A 16,981-nucleotide genomic window follows, 5' to 3' on the forward strand; every position below is an offset into this window, starting at 1 on the left:
TTAGGGTTGTTTGAAAATGGAGGAAATACAGCTTTTTTGATTTTCAAACAACCCCTGGACGGCCTTGAATGCCGTCGTTGACATGCTCCTGACAAGCGGACCGCTGCTTAATATATCCGGAATAATACTGCAATACCGTTTCTGCCACTTTCGGCTCTCAGGCAGCAACTTTAGCATACCTTGCATATTCTTTTTTGGAAAACAGAAACGGCGGTTTGAAATTCAATATTTCAAAACCGCCGTTAGGCTTTTCTTTTTTATTTGACTTATGAGCATACAGCCGGAAAAACAAACGTTTTTATTTCCCGTTGGGCAGCAGTTCTGTTGACTCATGATTGCAGTTTTCTGCCAGAAGCTATCTCAAAATGATATTTTACAATTCCCAAATCCAGTTTTGTGTAAAAGCCCTTACCGCAAAACGCATTGACTTTGCTGTCAGAAAACAATTCAAAGAAAAATTTCTGTTGGTTCATTGCGGTCGGCGCAAGAAGTGCGGCTTCCATACCATTCAAAAACCATTCAGGCATATTTTCCGTACGATTACAGACTGCCTGCAATGGTTTGTTTTTATGTGGCGCGCCTTGTGTTTCACCATGACCAAACGCGATCAGGCATATTTGCTTTTCTCCCTTACGAACATCCGCTTGGCTTTTGCCATGAGTCATTGCCACCCAGCAGCTGTTGAGCCCTAGTTCCTGTACGTTCAAAACAATTTTTTCTCCATAATATCCCAATGCTTCCTCAAGCTTTGGGGATTTTTTACCCACGAGAGCGATATAGTTCTTTACCCCGGAAAATTTGCCGTAATGCGCCATCATGGAGTCAAAACATTGCGGCTCGTCATAAAAAATCTGAATATGCAATCCCGCTTCGCCGTTGATTTCTTCAATCAGGTGATTGAGCGCGATTCGCTGTTCCGGGCCAATCGCAATATCTTTGTATTGACGGACGCTATGCCGCTGTTTCATAAGTTCCAATATTTCCATTGCAAATTTACCCCCAATTTTGTTTCTTTATTCACAACTTCTGTCCGGCAATTTTTTTGAAATTTTCATGGCAAGCTGTAAGGTGGAAACCAGCTGTTCAAAGGCCTCCATTTCGGGGTCAAAATAATAATAATTTTTTGTTCCCTCTTTACGTACTTTAACAATTCCGGCGTCTTTCATAATTCGCAAGTGATGGGAAACCGCCGGACGGGAAAGGTTTGTTTTCTTTGTAATATCACCGACTCGAACACCCATGCAATTCCCCATTTTCATCATTTCTAAAATGAGGTGTTGCCTTGTTTCATCACCGATGGCCGTCAATATCTTTGCCGAGGCGGAGAAGTTTTCTGCCAAAGTGAAAATTTTTTCATTTGGTTCCATGCACATCTCCCTTTCGTTCAAACGCTTAAACTGTAAACAGTATAGCATAGAATATTGGAAAACGTTCATTGGTAAAGAAAATCGAGATGAAAGAAAAGTTTTTGGAAAATTTTATTCCGAGCTTTGGGAAAGCCTGCCGCGCGGCGTTCATGCGCGGGATAAGTTCAGCAGGAGAAAAAAGCAGGACAGCATAGCAAAGGCTATGCTGTCCTGCAAGATTGGAATTTTTATGGGGCGGCTTTTTGATATGCACGCGTTACGCGTTGACAGCGTTGTCCATCAGGTAGTTGTTGGCAAGCTCGCTCAACACGACCATGGACACATACGGGCGTCCGAAATGCTCTTCATAGGTGGAATAGTCTTCGGTGCCCATGTTGTCGGAAAAATATTTGGCGAGCGCCGCGTCGTCGGCTTTTAGCTTTGCGTCCTCGGCAATGGCCTGGATGATGAGAAGCTGAGTGGCGGAAGACTTGATATCTTCCGCGTATTGCTCCAGAAACGCTTCCTCGCTGGCTACACCCATCGCCTGCAGGAACGTGGCGGAATCGATCCCGTACATGGAAGCCTGACTTTTCAACTGGTTCAGCATGGCGCCGCTCTGGAAATCCAGCACAGCCTGCGGCACTTCGCTTACGGTGGAGTTCTCTATCATATAGTTCCAGATAAATTGAAAGATCTGGCTGTGGCGCAGATCCTCGCGGATGGAATCACGCACGTCATCGGCGCTTTCCCAGCCATAGCTGGCTGTCAGGTTCTCTTTTACGAAATCGTCGCTGAACTCCGGCGTAACGTCCTCGCCCTCGATGTAATTGATGGTCACTTCAAACACCGCGTCCTTGCCGGCAAGATCCGGGTTGTTTTCATACGGGTCGGGGAAGGTGACCTCCACGTCGAAGGTCTCGCCGGGCGTATGGCCGATGATCTGCGTGAGAAAATCGTCGATGAACTGCGCGCTGCCGGCCTGTACGCTCTGGCTGCTGGCTGTGCCGCCGTCAAATTTCTCGCCGTCAATGCTGCCGGAATAGTCGATGTTCACCTGGTCTCCGTCCTCGATGGCGCGGTCGGTGATCTGCTCGGGCTTGGCGTACTGGGCCATGATGCTGTCGATCTGCGCCTGCACGTCCTCATCGCTCACGTCGGCGGTGCCGGCGGCCAGGGGAATGGCGGCGTAATCGGCGGGCAGCGTTACGTAATCCAGCGCGGTGACGCCGTCAATGTGGCCGTTTTCAGCCAGGCCCTTGCTGTAATCGATGCTCTCCGCGCTGGCGGATGTGCTGGAAGACGCGCTGGCGGAAGCAGACGCGCTGGCGGAACCGGATGCGCTTGTGCTGCCGGAAGAGCTGGATGCGGAATTGCAGCCGGCAAGCAAACCGGCGCAGAGCGCGGCAGCCAGGGCGGCGCTGATAAATTTCGTTGTCTTTTTCATGGGGGCCTCCTAAATCATTCTAAAACGCGGCAATGCCGCAATGTCCTTATTATACACGAATTCTGTGTACAAGGTATGGATTTTTCAAAAAAATTTGCGGATTTGCGGCTTTTCCGCATGGGGAGCGCGATTTTTACGGCATGAAACGGCCCGGCCCGTAGCCAAGACGGCGGAAAACCTGTATAATATAAATCAAACCTGCATGGAGCAATACCGAAAGGGCGGCGAAAATATGGATTATTACAAAGCGGCGCTGGAGCTGCACGAACAGCACAAGGGCAAGATCGAGGTGACGGCCAAGGTGCCCGTAAAGACCCGGGACGACCTGTCCGCGGCATATACCCCGGGCGTGGCCGAGCCCTGCCGGGAGATCGCCAAAGACCCGGCGGCGGCCTATACCTATACAGCCAAGGGAAACCTGGTGGCTGTTGTGACCAACGGCACGGCGGTGCTGGGGCTGGGCGATATCGGCGCGGCGGCGGCCATGCCCGTCATGGAGGGCAAAGCCATCCTGTTTAAGGAGTTCGGCGGTGTGGATGCGTTCCCCATCTGCCTGGATACAAAAGACCCGGAGCAGGTCATCGAGGCCGTGCGCCTGCTGGCTCCCACCTTCGGCGGCGTGAATCTGGAGGATATCTCCTCGCCCAATTGCTTCTACATTGAGGAAACGTTGGAAAAGGAGCTGGACATTCCCGTGTTCCACGACGACCAGCACGGCACGGCCATCGTGGTGACGGCGGCGCTGCTGGGCGCGCTGCGTGTGGTGAAAAAGGAGATCGGCGCCATCCGCGTGGTGGTGAACGGCCCGGGCGCGGCGGGCACGGCCATCATCAAAATGCTGCTGGCGGCGGGCGTGCGGGACGTGATCGCCTGCGACGAAAACGGCATTTTGTACAAAGAGCGGGGCGTGGGCATCGTGGACCACAAAGAGATGCTGTGCGGCATCACGAACAAAAGCGGCATGCGCGGCACGCTGGCCGACGCGGTAAAGGGCGCGGATGTATTCATCGGCGTTTCCGTGGGCGGCGCGCTGAAGCCGAAGATGGCCCGCACCATGGCGCGGGATGCCATTGTATTCGCCATGGCCAACCCCGTGCCGGAGATCACACCCGAGGAGGCCAGGGCGGCGGGCGTGCGCGTGATGGGCACGGGCCGCAGCGATTATCCCAACCAGATCAACAACGTGCTGGCGTTTCCCGGTGTGTTCAAGGGCGCGCTTTCGGTGCGCGCGCGGGACATCAACAGCGCCATGAAGGTGGCTGCAGCCCACGCCATCGCGGATCTTGTCAGCGACGAAGAACGCAATGAGGATTACATCATCCCGGGCGCGTTCGACGCGCGTGTAGCGCAGGCGGTAGCTGACGCCGTCGCGCGGGCCGCGCGGGAATCGGGGGTGGCGCGGCTGTGAGGGACATCCCTGCGAGCGCTGTCACCGCCGCCGTAAAGGCGCTGTGCGTGCCGGCCAACAACCAGCTCCCGCCCGATGTGGAAGCCGCCGTGCGCGGCGCGTATGAAAGCGAGCCGTGGCCCATTGCAAAGCAGACGCTGGGCACGCTGTGCCAAAACCTGGACGCGGCCCGGGCCACGGGCCTGCCCATCTGCCAGGATACGGGAATGGCCTGTGTATTTGCCGAAATCGGCCAGGATGTGCATATCACCGGCGGTTCCTTTGAAGAAGCGGTGGACGAAGGTGTGCGCCAGGGCTATACCGAGGGATATCTGCGCAAATCCGTGGTGGCGGACCCCATCCGCCGGGGCAACACGGGGGACAACACGCCCGCTGTACTCACGGTGCGTCTTGTGCCCGGGGACAAGCTGCGGCTGACGCTGGCACCCAAGGGGTTCGGCAGCGAAAACATGAGCCGTCTTGCCATGCTGCGTCCCAGCGATGGCGAGCAGGGCGTGAAAGATTTTGTTCTGGACGCTGTGCGCCGGGCCGGGCCGAACCCCTGTCCGCCCGTTGTAGTGGGCGTGGGCATCGGCGGCACGTTCGACCGTGTGGCCCTTCTTGCAAAGCGGGCTCTGCTGCGCCCGCTGGGCAGCCGCCATCCGGACCCGTACTATGCGGCCATGGAACAGGAGCTTTTGGAAAAGATCAACGAACTGGGCACGGGGCCGCAGGGCTTCGGCGGGCGGACCACGGCGCTTGGGCTGCAGATCGAAACATTCCCCACGCACATCGCGGGCCTGCCTGTGGCGGTGAACATCAACTGCCACGTAACCCGTCACGCGGAGGTGGTGCTGTAATGGAATATAAGCTGACGGCCCCGCTTTCCAAAGCGGATGCGGCAAAGCTGCGCGCGGGGGACACGGTGCTGCTTTCGGGAACCATTTACACGGCCCGGGACGCTGCTCACAAGCGCCTGTGCGCGCTGGCGGCAGAGGGCAAGCCTCTGCCCTTTGCCATTGAGGACGCGGTCGTTTATTACGCCGGCCCCACGCCCGCCCGCCCGGGCGGGGTGATCGGTTCCGTGGGCCCCACCACCAGCTACCGTATGGACGCCTACGCGCCCACGCTGCTGGACATGGGCCAGACGGGCATGATCGGCAAAGGCGCGCGGGGGCCGGAGGTCGTGGCGGCCATGCGCCGGACGGGCGCCGTATACTTTGCGGCTATCGGCGGCGCGGGTGCGGCCATTGCCGCCTGTGTGCAGAGCGCGGAGCTTGTTTGCTGGGAGGACCTGGGCAGCGAGGCGGTGCGCCGCCTGTGCGTGCGGGATATGCCGCTGACGGTCGTCATCGACAGCCGGGGCGAAAACCTGTACGAGAGCGGCCCGGCGGCTTACCGGGAAAGCCTGCGTGTACGCTGAATTCAAATAGAAGCGGGCCGCGCCGCATTCTGAAAAAGAATGCGGCGCGGCCCGCTTGCACAGCGCACGCTCAGAACGGCTCCAGCCCGAGAAGATAGTCGGCGCTGACATGATAATAGCGGCACAGGGCAATCAGGTGACGGACGGGCAACTCGTTTTCCCCGTTTTCATAACGGGAATATACCTGTTGCGTTGTGCCGAGGTATTGGGCTACCTCTTTTTGGGTCAAATCCCGGTCTTCCCGAAGCTCGCGTATGATGTCTACATAAGTTTTCACGCAAACACCTCCGCGCCCATTTTAGGATACACCTGATTAAGTGTATTGACTGTACACTATATGTGGTGTAAAACAAGGGCAAACACTGGAGGAGGCATTGAAAATGGAAGTAGAAGCAAATGCGTCTGGGCAGACGCAGGCCAAAACAAAGTTTTGCAAGCACTGCGGCGGTACGATCCCTCAGGATGCGGTAATGTGTACGCATTGCGGCAGGCAGGTGGAGGAGCTGGCCGGCGCGGCACAGCCGCAGGTCGTTATTCAGAATACCAATATGAACACCAATACAGCGGCGGCAGTGGTTGCCGGTGTAGGGGCAAGGGCAAAAAACAAATGGACGGCGTTTGTTCTGTGTCTGCTTTTGGGTTACTTTGGCGCGCACAAATTTTACGAGGGAAAGGTCGGGATGGGCGTACTTTATCTGTTTACGTTGGGCCTTTTTGGGATCGGATGGTTTGTCGACCTTATCGTTCTGCTCACAAAAACCAACCCGTATTATGTTTAGAGCGGCGCCGCTTTATCGCGTTAAAATGTTTTGAAAAAATTTTGCGGAAACCGCTTGACATTTTTGCCGGTTTGGTGTTTAATACTACCAAACCGATGAAGCGGAGATAAAGCCGTAAGCGCACGCAAAGAGAGCCCCCGTTGCTGGAAGTGGGGCCGGAAGCGGAACGGCAAATGGACCGCCGAGGGCAGGGTGAAAGGCGCAAAGCCCAGTAGCTTCTGACGCGTGCTCGCGTTACAGGGCAGAGGATGTGTTGGCATCTTCGCAGAGGCGGCCGCTGTTTGAGCGGCAATCAAGGTGGTACCGCAGGTGCAGTTTCAGCGCCTGTCCTTGTGAACAGCAAGGGCAGGCGCTTTTTTATTTGCGCCGGCCCGGCGCAGGAGGGGTTCCCAATGAAGAAAAAACCGAATCTGCTTTCAAAACACACCCAGCGGCTGCGATGGCGATGGTGAAACGAAGCCTTGTCCGCCCGTATGCCCGGCGACGCGTCCGCGCCGCTCAAACTGAATTTTGAAAGAGGTTTTTGACCATGAAAATGAAGAAGCTTGCAGCACTTGCCCTGTCCGCCGTTTTCGCGCTTGGCGCGCTCACCGCCTGCGGCGGTTCGTCCTCCTCCGGTTCTGTCCCGGCTGCGGCGTCCGCGTCTGGTTCCGGTTCCGTTTCCGGGGCTTCGCTGAAAGAAGTCAACATCGGGCTGATCCAGCTGATGGAGCACGCTTCTCTGGACGAGATCCGCACGGCCATCGAAGCCGGGCTGGAGGCCAAAGGGGCGGAATACGGCGTAAAAGTGAATGTCGATTACCAGAACGCCCAGGGCGACACCAGCACCATCAACACCATCTGCCAGCAGTTTGTGGGCAACAAGGTGGATGCCATTGTGGCTATCGCAACTCCGGCCGCGCAGGGCGCGGCCACCGCGGTGGCCGGCACCGATATTCCCGTGATCTTCAGCGCCGTGACGGACCCTGCCGCCGCAGGCCTTGTGGAAAACCTGGAGGCGCCCGAGGGAAACATCACGGGTACCTCCGACGCGATCCCCGTTGAAAAAATCTTCGAGCTTGCCGCCGAGCTTACGCCCGACGCCGAGAGCTTCGGCCTCATCTACAACACCGGCGAGGTGAACAGCGTTTCCGTAATCGACGAGACAAAGGCCTATCTGGATGCCCAGGGCATCAGCTACACCGAGGCCAGCGTTGCCAGCACCGGAGACGTGCAGACGGCGGCACAGACGCTGCTTTCCAAATGCGACGCAATCTTTGCGCCCATCGACAACACGGTGGCCAGCGCCATGGGTGTGCTGGCGGACGAGGCCATCAAGGCCGGAAAGCCCGTGTATGTGGCGGCCGACAGCATGGTGAACGACGGCGGCCTTGCCACCGTGGGCGTCAACTACACCAACCTGGGCACCCAGACGGCCGACATGCTGCTGAAGGTCCTGACGGGCACGCCCGTCTGCGAAGTGCCTGTGGAGGTCTTAAAGGAGAACGCCGTTGTGGTGAATGAAGAGACCGCCGCCGCCATCGGCGTGGACGTCAGCAAGTACGCCCGATAAGCTGCACGCGGAAAGGGACACTGCAATGAAAAACAGAATATGCGCCGCACTGCTCACCCTTGTGCTGTGCCTGCCTCTGGCAGGCTGCGCGGGCGGGGCTTCCTCCGGTATATCCGCTTCCTACCCGGCGGAGCCCTCTTCTGGTGCGGATTCCGGTATGCAGGCCGGAAAGGCCTATACCGTGGGCATCCTCCAGCAGATGGAACACACCTCTCTGGACGAGATCCGGGAGGCCGTTGAGGCGGGCCTTGCCCGGGGCGCGGCTGCGGGCGGCTATACGGTGGAGGTCGTTTATAAAAACGCACAGGGAGATCCCACAGCCATCCGCACCATCGCGGAGCAGTTCGCCGCACAGGGCGTTGATGTGATCGTGCCCATTGCTACGGGTGCGGCCCAGGGCGCGGCTGCGGCAGCGCAGAATGTGCCCATTGTGTTCAGCGCGGTGGCTGACCCTGTCGCGGCCGGACTGGTGGATGCTTTTGACCGGACGACGGGCAATATCACGGGTGTTTCCAACGGCATTGATGTCGCAAAAATATTCGCTTTGGCGGACGAGCTGACGCCCGGCATCGGGACCTACGGCTTTATATACAATGAAGGCGAGGTCAACAGCCAGTCCATCATTGAAAAAGCAAAGGCCTTTCTGGCTGCGCGGGGCCTCGCCTATGAGGAAGTGACGGTCGCGTCCTCGGGCGAGGTGCAGCAGGCCGCGCGGGGCGTCATTGCAAAGGGCGTGGACGCGCTGTTCATCCCCAACGACAACACGGTGGCCAGCGCGCTGCCCGTGCTGGCGCAGGAGGCTATTGCGGCAGGGCTTCCGGTGTATCCCACTGCGGACAGCATGGTGCGGGACGGCGGCCTTGCCACTGTGGGCATCAATTATACCGTGCTGGGCGGCCAGACGGCAGACATGGTGTGCAGAGTGCTGGAGGGCACGCCCATCGCGGATATCCCGGTGGAGCTGGTGAATGAGTCCTCCGTCGTGGTCAACGGGGATACCGCGGCTGCGCTGGGTGTGGATGTGAGCCGGTACGTGCAGTGACACTCGCTGAATATGCTGCAATTGAAAAAACGGGCCGCGCTGCGGCCCGCGGCGGAACGGAGCGGCCTTGAAATGCCGCTCCGCGCCGCCTTGTTCCGGAAAATACATACAAAAGGGGAAACGACCATGAGCTTGCTTGTTTTGCAGGGCGCCGTGGAGCAGGGCTTTATTTATGCCCTTGTCGCGCTGGGCCTGTATATCTCGTTCCGTACGCTGGACATCGCGGACCTCACCACTGACGGCACCTTCACGCTGGGCGCGGCTGTATCGGCTGTGTTTACTGTGCAGGGCCAGCCGCTGCTGGGCGTGGTGCTGGCATTTTTCTGCGGCGCACTGGCGGGGTTTGTCACCGCGCTTTTGCAGACGAAGCTGGGCGTGCAGCCTATTCTGGCGGGTATCATCACCATGACGGCGCTGTATTCCGTCAACCTGATGGTGATGGGAAAGCCGAATATCAATTTCTTTAAGGAAAAGACTATCTTTACGGCCGCCGAGGCCATGCCGGGCGGCTTCGGAAGCCTGCTGCAGGCCGCGGCCATCACCGCCGTGCTGTGCGTGCTGCTGGTGCTGTTTCTGCGCACGCAGCTGGGCCTGTCTCTGCGGGCCACGGGCGACAACCGGGACATGGTGTCCGCATCGTCCATCAACCCGGCGTTCACCACCACCGTGGGCCTGTGCCTTTCCAACGCCGTGGTGGCGCTTTCAGGTGCGCTCATCGCCCAGTATCAGAAATTTGCTGACAATACGCTGGGTACGGGCATGGTAGTCATCGGGCTGGCCAGCCTGATCATCGGCGAGGTGCTGTTCGGCCGCGGCGGGCCCCACGCGCTGGCAAAAGGCGTGCTGGCGGCAACTGTGGGCGCTGTGGTATACCGCATCATCGTGGCGGCGGCCATCGCGGTGAACATCGACGCAAAAAACATGAAGCTGGTTTCGGCGCTCATCGTGGCGGCGGCTATTTCGTACCCGGCCATCCGGGACAAGGTGCTCTTTTACAGAAAACGCAGGGAGGCGAACCGCAATGTCTGAAATGCTGGAACTGCGTCATATCTCCAAGACCTTCGGCGCGGGCACGATCAATGAAAAAAAGGCTGTGGAGGATCTTTCCCTCACACTGGCCTCCGGAGATTTCGTCACCATCATCGGCGGAAACGGCGCGGGCAAATCCACGCTGTTCAACGCTGTTGCGGGCGTGTTCTATGTAGACGAGGGCCGCGTTATCCTGGACGGAGAGGATATGACGTTCCTGCCGGAATATAAGCGCTCCAACCACCTGGGCCGTCTGTTTCAGGACCCGCTCAAGGGGACCGCGCCCCACATGACCATCGAGGAAAACCTGGCGCTGGCGTATCTGCGCTCTGTGCGCACGCGTTCGCCTTTCGGCACGGTGTCGAAAAAGGACAGGGAGTATTTCCGCGAGCGGCTGGCCGCTCTGGGCCTGGGCCTGGAGGACCGGCTGAAAAGCCCGGTGGGCTTGCTTTCCGGCGGACAGCGCCAGGCGCTGACGCTGCTGATGGCAACCCTTGTTACGCCCAAGCTGCTTTTGCTGGACGAGCACACCGCCGCGCTGGACCCCTCCACCGCAGAAAAGGTGCTGGAGCTGACCAGGAGCATCGTGGCGGAAAACAACATTACATGCATGATGATCACCCACAACATCCGCTCCGCGCTGGAGCTTGGCAACCGCACCATTATGATGGATGCGGGCCGCATCGTGCTGGACCTTGCGGGGGAGGAGCGCGCGGGCATGACGGTGGACGCGCTGCTGGAAAAATTCCGTACGAGCGCGGGCAAAGAGCTGGACAACGACCGCATCCTGCTCAGCGACAGGGAGTAAAGTCTGCGGCCGGTATTTGTGAAAAAATTAAATCGTATAAAAATAGCCGCAGACTGTTTTTTAGACCATGCGGGCCGTCCCCGGCCCGCGGCCGCTAAGGTGTTTTTTGTTACAAAGCAATAAAAAGGCGTCCGAAGATGAAGTCTTCGGACGCTTTTTCTCGTATTATAAACAGAAAGGCTCATTTGCCGGTTTCGGTCTGCGCTTTCAGCAGGTCGCGGATCTCAGCCAGGAGCGTTTCTTCTTTGGAGGGCTCCGCCGCTGCGGCAGCCTCCACGACCTCTTCCGCTTTCTTGCGCTTGAAGCGGTTGATGACCTTCAGCGCGCAGAACACGCACAGCGCCAGAATGATGAATTCCAGCACGCTCTGCAGAAAAGCGCCGTAGGGCAGGGAAAAGTAAGGCGCTTCTTCGCCGGCCCGCTGCAGCGTAACGGCGAGCTCGCTCAGGTTCACCGCGCTGGTGAACAGGCCCACAACGGACATCACCATATTGACGAGCGCGGTCACGATCTTGCTGAACGCGCCGCCGATGACGATGCCGACAGCCATGTCGATGACGTTGCCGCGCACCGCAAACTCCTTGAACTCGGTGAGAAATTTTTTCATGCTTGCCTCCTTTGCCTGTTACAGCAGCTTTTCGATGGCGTCGGCCGCGCCGTCCAGCATGTCGCCCTCAAAGGATTCGATCACACCGAGGTCGGCCTGCCTGGCAAGCTGCGGGTCGATGGGGATGCGGGCCAGCACCGGAACGCCGAACTCGGCGGCTGTCTCGGCAACGTGGCTCTCGCCGAACACGTCGATTTTTTTGCCGCAGTCCGGGCACAGGACATAGCTCATGTTTTCCACAAGGCCCAGCACGGGAATGTTCATCATATTGGCCATGTTCACGGCCTTGGCGACGATCAGGCTCACCAGCTCCTGCGGGCTGGCCACTACGACGATGCCGTCCACCGGCAGCGTCTGGAACACCGTCAGCGGTACGTCGCCCGTGCCCGGGGGCATGTCCACAAACAGGAAATCCACATCCTTCCAGATGACCTCCTGCCAGAACTGCTTGACGGTGCCCGCAATGATGGGCCCGCGCCACACGACAGGGTCGCTTTCGTGCTCCAGCAGCAGGTTCACGCTCATCACGTCGATGCCTGTGCGGCTCTGTACGGGATAGCAGCCCACTTCGTCCGCATGGGCGCGGCCGTGGATACCGAACAGCTTAGGGATGCTGGGGCCGGTGATGTCGGCGTCCAGCACGCCGGTCTTATAGCCGCGGCGGTTCAGCAGCACGGCCAGCATGGCGGATGTCATGCTCTTGCCGACGCCGCCCTTGCCGCTGACGACGCCGATCACTTTTTTAATACTGCTCAGCGCGTGGGGCGGTTCGCGGAAATCCGCGGGGTTTGTTTTGCGCGAGGCGCAGTTTTCGCCGCAGGTCTCGCAATTGTGCGTACAATTTTCGCTCATTGTCATTCTCCTTCCGGGTGGTACCTTCATTATAGGTTCGCGCAAAGAGGGTGTCAAGCCGTGGCTTTGGTTGCGGGACAGGTAAATATACGGTATAATAACCTCAGGCCCACCGCTTGCGCGGCTGCGCGCACTTCGTGCGCTGTTGCGCTTTCGCGCACGGGCTTGAGAGCATTGAACCATGCAAAACCGCAGTGAATGCGGTTTTGTTGAGGCCGCTGCGCGGCATCATGGTATAATATGTCCGGTTAGCGAATGCGAGCCGCAGGCGAAGCATGAGCTTAGCGGCATAGATACCATGTTTCTTAATGAGTACGAGCGGTACGCGAAGTGCGAGCTTAGAAATATGGTATAATAACCTCAGGCCCGCCGCTTGCGCGGCCACGCGCACTTCGTGCGCGGCTGCGCTTTTGCGCATGGGCTTTGAGAACATTGAACCATGCAAAACCGCAGCAGGCACGGTTTTGTTGAAGCCGTTTTGCGGCGTCCTGCTGTAATATTAGCGATCGCGGCTACATGCCGCAAAACAGAAAGGATGGACAACGTGGGTACGATTTTTTATACCGCACCTGTGGCGCCCCATGTGCTGATCAACGCATTCTTCCTTTACAGCTTTTTGGGCTGGGTGATGGAGTGCATCGTCATACGCCGGGAGAAGGGCAGGTGGGAGAACCGCGGCTTTGCGCATCTGCCGTTCTGTATCATCTACGGCTTCGGCGCAATGCTCGGCTTTGCGCTGCTGCGTCCGTTTTCCAGCAATTATGTGCTGCTCTATCTTGTGGGAGCCGTTTTGGCAACGCTGTTCGAATACCTCACCGCGCGGCTGATGCTGCGCCTGTTCGGCACCTTCTGGTGGGATTACACCAATAAGCCGTTCAATTATAAGGGGATTCTGTGCCTGGAAAGCACGCTGGGCTGGGGGCTCATCGCTCTTCTGCTGTTTGCGTTTCTGCACCGGCTGGTGTTCCGCGCTGTCCTGCTCATTCCGGACCGTGTCGGTTTGGCGGCCGCATTTCTGCTGGTGTGTGCCTATGCGGTGGATTTTGCCGTCAGCGCGTATCAGGCGTATCAGAATGCGCATACTTCCACAGAGGCCGAGCCCGTGCCCGGCCGCGCCGCCCGCTGAAAAGCGCGGCGCCGACCTTCACACAAAGGGGATTTTTTAGAAATGATTTACCGCAGCAAGGAAACCGTGTGCTCCATCACGGTACCCAGAGATCCGGAATACCTGGCTCTGGTACAGGATATTCTGGAACATCCGCTGGTGCGTTCCATGGAGGCGTACACCCAGCACGGTGAGACCTCGTGCCTGCGCCACAGCATCAATGTTTCGTATTTCAGCTACCTGTATTGCAGGGACCATGGATGGCAGGCCCGCGCCGCCGCCCGCGCCGGGCTGCTGCACGACCTTTTTCTGTACGACTGGCACTTCCACGCAAAGGAAACGGGCAATTATTTTCACGGGCTGACGCATCCGCGGCGCGCGCTGGAGAACGCCCAGCGCCTGTTCAGCCTTACGGACAGGGAAAAGAATATCATCCTGCGGCATATGTGGCCGCTGACGGTCACACCGCCCAAATACCGCGAGGCGTATGTGATTGTGATGTTCGACAAATACTGCAGCCTGATGGAGACGTTCCACAAGCCCGTGATGGAGCTGATGGAATACCAGGAGCTGACGGCTGATTTGAAAAAAGGCTTTGCCGCGCAGTGAGCGGCAAAGCCTTTTTATGTGCGCCCGGGCCATATTGCGCCCGGGCCGTTTTGCGGTTTGGATTAACGGCTTTGAGGGAGCGGACCGCGAGGCGTCGGGAGCAGCTCCGCATGCCGTTTTGCTCCGGGCGGCTCACAGGCGCTCCACGATTCCCGTGACCAGGCGCTCCAGCACCTTTGCGCGGGCTGCGGCCGTCTCGATGACCTCGTTTTCGTCCAGCTTCTTTTCCAGCACGCCCGCGGCCATATTGGTGACGAGGCTGATGGCCAGCACAGGCAGCCCGCAGTGGCTGGCGGCGATGACCTCCGGCACCGTGGACATTCCCACGGCGTCCGCGCCCAGCACGCGGAACGCACGGATCTCCGCCGGAGTTTCGTAGCTGGGGCCCATATAGCCCAGATATACTCCGTGGCGCAGTGCAACGCCCTGCGCGGCGGCCACTTCGTCTGCCAGACGGCGCAGAGCGGGCGTATAGGCGTAGGTCATATCACAGAAGCGCGGGCCGAAGCCCGCATCGTTGGGGCCGGTGAGCGGGTTGGCGCCCATAAAATTGATGTGGTCGTCAATGACCATCAGGTCGCCCACCTGGAAATCGAGGTTCACGCCGCCGCAGGCATTTGTCACCAGCAGCGTTTCCACACCCAGCGCTTTCATCACACGGACGGGCGCGGCGATGTGGGACATGGGATGTCCCTCATAAAAATGAAAACGCCCCTGCATGCACACGACGCCGTGCCCGGCCAGACGGCCCAGCACAAAACGTCCCGCGTGCCCCGGCGCGGTGGAAACGGGAAAGCCGGGAATGGAGGCGTATTCCACAAAAGACGCATCCTCCAGCACATCGGCCAGACCGCCCAGCCCGCTGCCCAGGATCAGGCCCACCGACGGGTGCGCGCCGGCCACGGCGCGGATGGCATCTACCGCGTTTTGGATCATTTCCTTCAAGGCTTTTCCTCCGTTCGCGTCTGGCTGCTTTTCAGCTCGAAGTGAATCAGCAGGCTGAGCAGCGCGCGCAGGATGATGACCGCGCCCAGAATGAGCAGCTCGCTCATCTCCCGTACCAGAACGGTCTTTAAGATCTCGGCGGCCATTTTAAATTCCAGCCCGGTGGCAAGGCCGTCGGCAAGCTCGAACTGCAGCGCGTAATGCCGGTGCAGAAAGGTATTGCCCAGATATTCCGCAAAGGCCCGCACTGCCGACACTGCCACCACAAAAATGCCCATCATCTCCAGTACGCCGATGATGGGCGGCAGGATGAGCTCGATCAAATGTTCCAAGTCCATGTTGCGTCTCCTTTCCAAATTCCTGTCTACCAGTATACAGGATGTCCCGGCAAAAAGGCAATACGCGCCGCACATACTTTCCCGTCCGGGTCCGTATACATAAAAAAGGGAAAGGGGCGTGGACGCATGGCGCGCCAAAGCTATTTGAAAAACGCGGCCATTCTGACGGGAACAGGCCTGCTGCTGCGTGCCGCAGGCATGTTCTTCCGCATTTATATCGCGGCGCGTATCGGCGCCGAGGGCATGGGCCTGTACCAGTTGATCTACACGGTCTACACAATGGCCGTCACCCTGGCTACGGCGGGGCTTTCGGTGGCGGCCACGCGTCTTTCGGCGGAACTGCTGGCCACCGACGACCCCGCCAATGTGCGCGCAGCCATGCGCCGCACACTGGCGCTGGGGCTTGGGCTTGGCGCGGCTGCGGCCGCGCTGCTGTTCACTGGAGCGGGGCTTGCAGCGGACTGGTGGCTGGAGGATGCGCGGGCCGCGCTCTCGCTGCGCATTTTGGCGCCCAGTTTGCCGTTTATGGCGGTTTCGGCATGTCTGCGGGGGTTTTTCATGGCGCGGCGCAAGGTGGGGCCGAATTCCCGCGCGCAGATCTTCGAGCAGGTCGTGCGCATCGGCGTGGTGGCGCTGCTCATTGATTCTGCCGTACCGCAGGGCATCGGAACGGCCTGCGCGGCCGTGGTCGTGGGCAATACGGTCAGCGAGGCTGCGAGCTGGGTATATATGGAATGGTGCTACCGGCGTGAGCTGAGGGACGTGCCCCGTAACGCAAAGCGTCCGGTGCAGGGGCTGGGACGGCAGCTGTGGGATATCATAGCGCCCATTGCTGCGAACCAGTATATGACGAGCGTGCTGCGCACCGTTGAAAATGTAATGGTGCCCGGCTGCCTTGCGCTGTATACACTCAGCCGCGAAACAGCGCTCAGCCAGTACGGCGCGCTGAAAGGCATGGCCATGCCGGTGATTTTTTTTCCGTTTTCATTTCTGGCCACGCTTTCTACGCTGCTGCTGCCGGAGATCACCGAGGCGCATGTGCAGAACAGGCGCGCGGCGCTGGAACATCTGGTCAACCGTGTCATGCTCATCACGCTGGTGCTTTCGTTTCTGGCCGGCGGCCTGTTCACCCAGTTTGCAAAGGAGATCGGCCTGGTGCTGTACCAGAGCGAGGAGATCGGTTTTTATCTGTCGATACTGGGGCCGCTGATGCCCTTTATGTATATGGAGAGCATGGTGGACGGCATCCTGAAAGGGCTGGGGGAGCAGCTTTCCTCCTTTCGTTATACGGCGCTGGATTCGGTTGTGCGCATCGCGCTGATCTACCTGCTGCTGCCGCGCTTCGGCATGCAGGGCTTTTTGTTCGTGATGCTGGTGAGCAATCTGCTGACGAGCCTGCTGAACCTGCACCGCCTGCTGCATGTTACAGGGCTGCGTGTGCAATGGCTGCGTTGGGTGATAAAACCGGTGTTCTCGTTTTTGTGCGCGGGCGCGGCGTGCCGGTTCGTGCTGCAGCCGCTGACGCAGCGGCTGGGCCTGCCGCTTCTGGCCTGGGCTGTTTTGGGAGCGGTATTCACCAGCGTTATTTACGCGCTGTTCATCTGGCTTACAGGCTGCGCCGGGCCGGGAGACTTTATCGTCAGGCGCACCCGGAAGAAGGCGGGGGAGAGGGATTCGTCCGTGTGATGCGGATGCAGGAAAGGACGCCGCGG

19 protein-coding genes are annotated in these 16,981 nt (G+C 58.8%); 11 read left to right on the forward strand and 8 right to left on the reverse strand.

Going from position 1 to position 16,981, the window contains the following annotated elements:
- Nucleotides 1-329 precede the first annotated feature (329 nt).
- The 3 genes from IIY41_RS08265 to IIY41_RS08275 form a co-directional block, all read right to left on the reverse strand.
- Nucleotides 330-986: a nitroreductase family protein gene (locus IIY41_RS08265; protein ID WP_287400338.1), complete on the reverse strand. Its 657-nt coding sequence runs from the start codon at nt 984-986 to the stop codon at nt 330-332.
- A gap of 27 nt (nt 987-1,013) precedes the next feature.
- Nucleotides 1,014-1,367 carry an ArsR/SmtB family transcription factor gene (locus IIY41_RS08270; protein ID WP_287400339.1) on the reverse strand — a complete coding sequence of 118 codons (354 nt, stop codon included), beginning with the start codon at nt 1,365-1,367 and terminating at the stop codon, nt 1,014-1,016.
- A gap of 256 nt (nt 1,368-1,623) precedes the next feature.
- Nucleotides 1,624-2,793 carry a trigger factor gene (locus tag IIY41_RS08275; protein WP_287400341.1) on the reverse strand — a complete coding sequence of 390 codons (1,170 nt, stop codon included), beginning with the start codon at nt 2,791-2,793 and terminating at the stop codon, nt 1,624-1,626.
- Nucleotides 2,794-3,025: 232 nt separating this feature from the next.
- On the opposite strand from IIY41_RS08275, the gene IIY41_RS08280 reads away from it, so the two are divergent.
- The 3 genes from IIY41_RS08280 to IIY41_RS08290 are packed head-to-tail and all read left to right on the forward strand — an operon-like array spanning nt 3,026 to nt 5,603.
- On the forward strand, nt 3,026-4,201 hold the full coding sequence (locus IIY41_RS08280; protein WP_287400342.1) for an NAD(P)-dependent malic enzyme: 1,176 nt from the start codon (nt 3,026-3,028) through the stop codon (nt 4,199-4,201).
- Nucleotides 4,198-5,040 (forward strand): fumarate hydratase, encoded by an 843-nt coding sequence (locus IIY41_RS08285; RefSeq protein WP_009324950.1) that lies wholly within the window; start codon nt 4,198-4,200, stop codon nt 5,038-5,040. Before IIY41_RS08280 ends, IIY41_RS08285 begins: the two co-directional genes overlap by 4 nt.
- Nucleotides 5,040-5,603, forward strand: coding sequence for a Fe-S-containing hydro-lyase (locus IIY41_RS08290; RefSeq protein WP_009324949.1), 564 nt, complete (start codon nt 5,040-5,042; stop codon nt 5,601-5,603). Before IIY41_RS08285 ends, IIY41_RS08290 begins: the two co-directional genes overlap by 1 nt.
- A gap of 70 nt (nt 5,604-5,673) precedes the next feature.
- On the opposite strand, the gene IIY41_RS08295 is transcribed toward IIY41_RS08290, so the two are convergent.
- The gene (locus IIY41_RS08295; RefSeq protein ID WP_050005041.1) at nt 5,674-5,880 is read right to left on the reverse strand and encodes a helix-turn-helix domain-containing protein; all 207 of its coding nucleotides are present in this window, start codon (nt 5,878-5,880) and stop codon (nt 5,674-5,676) included.
- Nucleotides 5,881-5,983: 103 nt separating this feature from the next.
- On the opposite strand from IIY41_RS08295, the gene IIY41_RS08300 reads away from it, so the two are divergent.
- The 5 genes from IIY41_RS08300 (at nt 5,984) to IIY41_RS08320 (ending at nt 10,813) form a co-directional block, all read left to right on the forward strand.
- On the forward strand, nt 5,984-6,382 hold the full coding sequence (locus IIY41_RS08300) for a TM2 domain-containing protein (protein ID WP_009324947.1): 399 nt from the start codon (nt 5,984-5,986) through the stop codon (nt 6,380-6,382).
- A 529-nt stretch (nt 6,383-6,911) separates the two neighbouring features.
- The gene (locus tag IIY41_RS08305; protein ID WP_009324946.1) at nt 6,912-7,934 is read left to right on the forward strand and encodes an ABC transporter substrate-binding protein; all 1,023 of its coding nucleotides are present in this window, start codon (nt 6,912-6,914) and stop codon (nt 7,932-7,934) included.
- Nucleotides 7,935-7,959: 25 nt separating this feature from the next.
- On the forward strand, nt 7,960-8,976 hold the full coding sequence (locus IIY41_RS08310; protein ID WP_287400345.1) for an ABC transporter substrate-binding protein: 1,017 nt from the start codon (nt 7,960-7,962) through the stop codon (nt 8,974-8,976).
- 126 nt (nt 8,977-9,102) lie between these two features.
- Entirely contained in the window at nt 9,103-10,005 is a 903-nt protein-coding gene (locus IIY41_RS08315; protein ID WP_050005054.1) for an ABC transporter permease, read from the forward strand.
- 1 nt (nt 10,006) lies between these two features.
- Nucleotides 10,007-10,813, forward strand: a complete 807-nt coding sequence (locus IIY41_RS08320) for an ABC transporter ATP-binding protein (RefSeq protein ID WP_040910391.1) — start codon at nt 10,007-10,009, stop codon at nt 10,811-10,813.
- A gap of 181 nt (nt 10,814-10,994) precedes the next feature.
- On the opposite strand, the gene mscL is transcribed toward IIY41_RS08320, so the two are convergent.
- Nucleotides 10,995-11,420 (reverse strand): large-conductance mechanosensitive channel protein MscL, encoded by a 426-nt coding sequence (gene mscL / locus IIY41_RS08325; protein ID WP_009324942.1) that lies wholly within the window; start codon nt 11,418-11,420, stop codon nt 10,995-10,997.
- An 18-nt stretch (nt 11,421-11,438) separates the two neighbouring features.
- Entirely contained in the window at nt 11,439-12,272 is an 834-nt protein-coding gene (locus tag IIY41_RS08330) for an Mrp/NBP35 family ATP-binding protein (protein WP_009324941.1), read from the reverse strand.
- 535 nt (nt 12,273-12,807) lie between these two features.
- Between IIY41_RS08330 and IIY41_RS08335 the strand changes: the two genes are divergently transcribed.
- Both IIY41_RS08335 and IIY41_RS08340 read left to right on the forward strand, forming a co-directional pair.
- Complete coding sequence (locus IIY41_RS08335; RefSeq protein WP_270749321.1) at nt 12,808-13,398, forward strand: putative ABC transporter permease; 591 nt, start codon at nt 12,808-12,810, stop codon at nt 13,396-13,398.
- A 42-nt stretch (nt 13,399-13,440) separates the two neighbouring features.
- On the forward strand, nt 13,441-13,986 hold the full coding sequence (locus tag IIY41_RS08340) for an HD domain-containing protein (RefSeq protein WP_287400350.1): 546 nt from the start codon (nt 13,441-13,443) through the stop codon (nt 13,984-13,986).
- Nucleotides 13,987-14,118: 132 nt separating this feature from the next.
- On the opposite strand, the gene IIY41_RS08345 is transcribed toward IIY41_RS08340, so the two are convergent.
- Both IIY41_RS08345 and IIY41_RS08350 read right to left on the reverse strand, forming a co-directional pair.
- On the reverse strand, nt 14,119-14,922 hold the full coding sequence (locus IIY41_RS08345; RefSeq protein WP_040910388.1) for a purine-nucleoside phosphorylase: 804 nt from the start codon (nt 14,920-14,922) through the stop codon (nt 14,119-14,121).
- 5 nt (nt 14,923-14,927) lie between these two features.
- Entirely contained in the window at nt 14,928-15,269 is a 342-nt protein-coding gene (locus IIY41_RS08350; protein WP_009324937.1) for a DUF1622 domain-containing protein, read from the reverse strand.
- Nucleotides 15,270-15,395: 126 nt separating this feature from the next.
- Here IIY41_RS08350 and IIY41_RS08355 point away from each other — a divergent pair, with 126 nt between their 5' ends.
- Nucleotides 15,396-16,955, forward strand: coding sequence for a putative polysaccharide biosynthesis protein (locus IIY41_RS08355; RefSeq protein ID WP_009324936.1), 1,560 nt, complete (start codon nt 15,396-15,398; stop codon nt 16,953-16,955).
- Nucleotides 16,956-16,981 lie beyond the last annotated feature (26 nt).

Origin of the sequence: Ruthenibacterium sp., from assembly GCF_017421385.1 — a bacterium.
GTDB classification, from domain to species: domain Bacteria; phylum Bacillota; class Clostridia; order Oscillospirales; family Ruminococcaceae; genus Ruthenibacterium; species Ruthenibacterium lactatiformans.